Consider the following 3,992-nt stretch of genomic DNA (forward strand, 5'->3'; position numbering starts at 1 on the left):
GGCATCGGTCGGCAGGTCGAGATTGCCCGGCTCGAGATAAAGACGAATCGCCTCTTCAATATTCCGATGGGCTTCTACTTCGGTGTCTCCGGCCGAAGCGCAGCCCGGAAGTTCGGGACAAACGGCCGAGTAACCCTTGGCAATTGGGTCGTATTCGAGGACCACGCGAAACTTCATAAAACCATTTTAAGGCGACTGGGTTCGCGCCCATGTATCGGTATCGCCATCTTGACAAGAGATTGGCGATGATTGCTCGCGGGAACTCCAGATATCGAAAGCGAGTCTGGAGTTCCTGATGCGACCTGCGAGCAGGCTCTTTGCTCGGTAGTCCTGCTAGTTTGACTCGGTGAACTGAATCGAGGGCGATGTTCCACTCGTGGCTTTACATGACCCCGCAGTCAGGTTGTTCGTTTCGCCGGTCGTGCCCTCTCGATCGGATGGCGGAATGCACGTCGGGGCACTCGAAGATCCATCCGTCACGGCGACACTTACCGTGACCGACGAGCCAGAGTTAAAGTCCGCCCGCGATCCACCGGCATTACCGAACACATTGAACTCTGCCTGCGTCCAGCCACTCGCGATATCGGTGTATGAATCGCGAACGGTCGCCGTATAAGCGTCGCCGCCAAACGTAACGGTAGCAGCATCGGTTCCGCCCGACGTGGCTGAGCCCGAGAGGGTTAGACCGGAGAGATCCGTGATTGGCAGCTGGCCTTTGGCAATCAAGGTCGCTGCCGTATTTTGAACGCAGTCGATCCCGGGATCATCCTGGCCGCCGTCTATGAAACCGCTGGGGCAGCTCTCGGAACCATTCCCGTAGTTGATCAGCCAGTACTCGATGAACACTTCGGTTTCGTCGGTCAGCTTACTGCTGGTAAGCGACACAGGAGTGTTCGTCGACATCACGTATTGTTGCCAAGCAGAACAACCCGAGCCCTTACAAGCGGCGGAACCGCTATAGAAATTGGTGTTCACTTGTAACGTGTATTCGTTCTTCCCGAGAATACCGCCATCGCCGAACGCGGGAACGCCAACGCTCTTCTCAGACGTCACTCCGGTTACCTTCGGGAAGGTACCCTTTGCCGAGCTGAACAGGCGTCCCGACGGCGCCTGCGCGACATAGTCAGAGCCGTTGCCCACAATTTGCGCCCTGTTGGGGGCCTTAGGCAGCGCGGACCGCCAGCCTGGCGCCGGGGCGCAAGTCACGCGTTCCCACATCGTACTCGGGTAAGAGGCGTGGAAGCACCCTTCCTCAGGCGCACTCATCTGGTGCATGGTTGCCTGCCAGGCGCCAAGGGCCTCGCTGTCCGCATCGCCGGCCTGCGCCTGCAACAGCGGGGTGACGCTCAAAAAGCCCATCAATAAAGTAGTACCGAACAGCTGACGTGCATGAAACTGCAAACTCACTCGCATGGATAGATGTCCTCTGTACAGAAAGCTGGATTTGGAAACTTCCGGGTTAGTATCGCACACGGCTGCCAAGAAACGTCACGGACTGCCTCGTTCGACGGCGTGAGTCGGCTGGTTTTGAATTTCCGCGTTTAATATCCGGTTTGAGCACGCATTTGCCTGAATTTGCCTGATAGAAAGCCGGTCTGACGAACTATATTGTCTTCGGAGCGCGCTCGGACGTCTCAACATTCAGCGATATTTTGATGGATATAGCAGACTCGCGCGGCCTTCTCACCTGCCGCTCGAGTGTAGGAGTAACCGCTTCATAATCGGGTCGTTCCGGCCTGAGAGTTGACTTGGCGGGGATGTGGTCCGAGACGGTCTTCGAGGTCAGCCGATAGCTCTTGCATCAGCGCCATCGGTTACTCCCGAAGTAAGTGGAAATAATTGCACGACGGGGCTGCTTATCTGCGCCTCTATGTCCGAGTTGACTTAGGCCAGAGTAGATCATTGGAAACGAAGAGATCAAATGTGAGCCGTCTTTGTCTGCCAGGGATGCCTTTTGCAGGAATCGTCGCCTTCAAACTTAGATTCCCGAAACACGAGACTTTCGCCGGGCTCGGCGAGCATCGACGGAGATGCCGCATCCACCCCGGCTACGGCAGCGGGGCCCGTTGCTTTATTGGCGCCCAGATCGGCGACGAAGACCGGGGATTCCTGATGGCAAACGCCGGACGACCACCCGAACGAATACGCCATGTAACGCCCAGGCGGAGAAACCACGACATTTCCTATATATGGCAATTGTGAGCAAAGTCGCAAGATCGATCTTCCACCCGTCTCCCTCTAAATAGACGACCATCACATTGCGGGTCATTTCCGCGCGAAGCGGCCCGGCGAGCGGCTTGGGAGTTTTGGAAGTCGTAATGGTTTGCGAGGAACACCGGATCGGGCATTGTACGATGCCTATTCAGGTCGCGAGCGGGCCGGCTTTTCCAGAGTCCCGGCGAGACCCGTACAGGAGGGGAGAAAACTATGAAGATCGCACACGCTTTCGCGGTGGCATTTGCGGGCTCTCTGATCGCCGCGGCCGCCTCCAACACCGAGCCTGGGCGCCCAACGATGACATTGGCCAAACCGGAAGCCGTTGGGTTCTCCAGCGAGCGTCTGGGACGCCTTCACGACCTGATTCAGCAGGAGATCGATCGCAAACAGCTGGCCGGCGCCGTAACCATTCTCGCTCGACACGGCAAGGTTGTCGACTACCGCACCTACGGCCAGCGCGACATGTCGACTCATGCGCCGATGACCAAGGACGTGATCTTCCGCGATTACTCCATGACTAAGCCGGTTACCGGCGTCGCCATGATGATCCTCTATGAGGAAGGTAAATGGCTGCCCACCGATCCGATAGACAAGTATATTCCCGAATTCGCTCATCTGAAGGTATTTAAGGGTCTTGACGCAGACGGCAAAATGATCCTTGCCGACCCCGACCACGCGCCTACCCTACGTGAACTAATGTCCCACTCGGCCGGTTTTTCCTATGGAAGCGGGCATACCGTCGTCGACGCGATGTACCACGACAAGAAGGTCATGCAATCCGCCAAATTACAGGAGATGATCGATAAGCTGGCAGATATCCCCTTGAATTACCAGCCCGGGAAAGGCTGGACTTACAGCGTATCGATGGATATCGAGGGCTACATCGTCGAGAAGCTATCCGGAAAGACCCTGCCGGAATTCATGCACGACCGCATTTTTGTTCCGCTGGACATGAAAGACGCGGGTTTCTTCGTTCCCGAAGACAAGCGGGCTCGCTTTGCCACCAACTACCGGGACGAACCGCAAGGGCTGACGCCGACCAGCCCAGGGAGTGCTCCAACGGATTACGCATCCCAGCCCACCATGCCATCGGGCGGAGGGGGTCTAGTTTCAACGGCCGAAGATTACTACCGGTTCGCGCAGATGCTGGCGAATGGAGGAGAACTGGATGGCAAGCGTATTCTGGCTCCGGCCACGGTGAAGCTGATGACGTCGAATCATCTTCCCGCCGCGCTACTTACTGGCGATTTCGGTATTGGCCAACATATTATGCGACCGGGTTTCGGGTACGGGTTCAACTGCGCGGTGGTGTTCGATCCGCCGGAGGCCAATCTACCCGACGGCAAGGGGACGTTCTTTTGGGACGGTGCAGCCGGCACGTGGTTCTGGGTCGACCCCACCAACGATATTGTCTTCGTCTCCATGATCCAGCGCATGGGGGGCCGCGACAATCATAGCTTGCAGTACCGCAGCCACGCCACTGTGTACCAAGCGCTGGTGGACCCCTCGAAGTAGCCTGGACACTCCGGAAGAGTAAGCGCTAGGTCTTTCCAAATACCGTCCGGCCGCCGCCGCAGCGAGCCAGGTGCTCCCGCCTCATATATACAGTTTAACTGTACAGATTGGCTGCATACATGCCATACTGGTTCCATGCACGATCGCGTGAGTCCTTCGCCAACCGAGCGCGCCTCCGCACTTGCGGCGGAACTGCGGGCAATTTCCGGCAAACTCAAGCGGAAGCTGCGCGAGCAGGGCAGGCAGAGCGATTTGCGGCC

Annotated in this window: 4 protein-coding genes; 1 reads left to right on the forward strand and 3 read right to left on the reverse strand. The window is 57.4% G+C overall.

Going from position 1 to position 3,992, the window contains the following annotated elements; all coding sequences use genetic code 11:
* The 3 genes from H1Y01_RS20075 to H1Y01_RS12670 all read right to left on the reverse strand — a co-directional run.
* Positions 1–177: type II toxin-antitoxin system HicB family antitoxin (locus H1Y01_RS20075; protein WP_180540880.1), on the reverse strand; the 177-nt coding region annotated here is incomplete at its 3' end.
* 156 nt (positions 178–333) lie between these two features.
* A complete protein-coding gene (locus tag H1Y01_RS12665; RefSeq protein WP_180540881.1) occupies positions 334–1,359 on the reverse strand; it encodes a hypothetical protein in 1,026 nt (341 codons plus the stop codon).
* A 558-nt stretch (positions 1,360–1,917) separates the two neighbouring features.
* A complete protein-coding gene (locus H1Y01_RS12670; RefSeq protein WP_180540882.1) occupies positions 1,918–2,214 on the reverse strand; it encodes a hypothetical protein in 297 nt (98 codons plus the stop codon).
* Between the two features lie 213 nt (positions 2,215–2,427).
* Here H1Y01_RS12670 and H1Y01_RS12675 point away from each other — a divergent pair, with 213 nt between their 5' ends.
* A complete protein-coding gene (locus H1Y01_RS12675) occupies positions 2,428–3,732 on the forward strand; it encodes a serine hydrolase domain-containing protein (protein WP_180540883.1) in 1,305 nt (434 codons plus the stop codon).
* Positions 3,733–3,992 lie beyond the last annotated feature (260 nt).

The organism is Nevskia soli, assembly GCF_903970205.1.
Classification (GTDB): Bacteria; Acidobacteriota; Terriglobia; order Bryobacterales; family Bryobacteraceae; genus Bog-113.

Bases quoted from the DNA above. Each gene is read 5' to 3' on its own strand.
- H1Y01_RS12665 (WP_180540881.1), bottom strand. From the start codon at position 1,359: ATGGGCTTTTTGAGCGTCACCCCGCTGTTGCAGGCGCAGGCCGGCGAT.
- H1Y01_RS12675 (WP_180540883.1), top strand. From the start codon at position 2,428: ATGAAGATCGCACACGCTTTCGCGGTGGCATTTGCGGGCTCTCTGATC.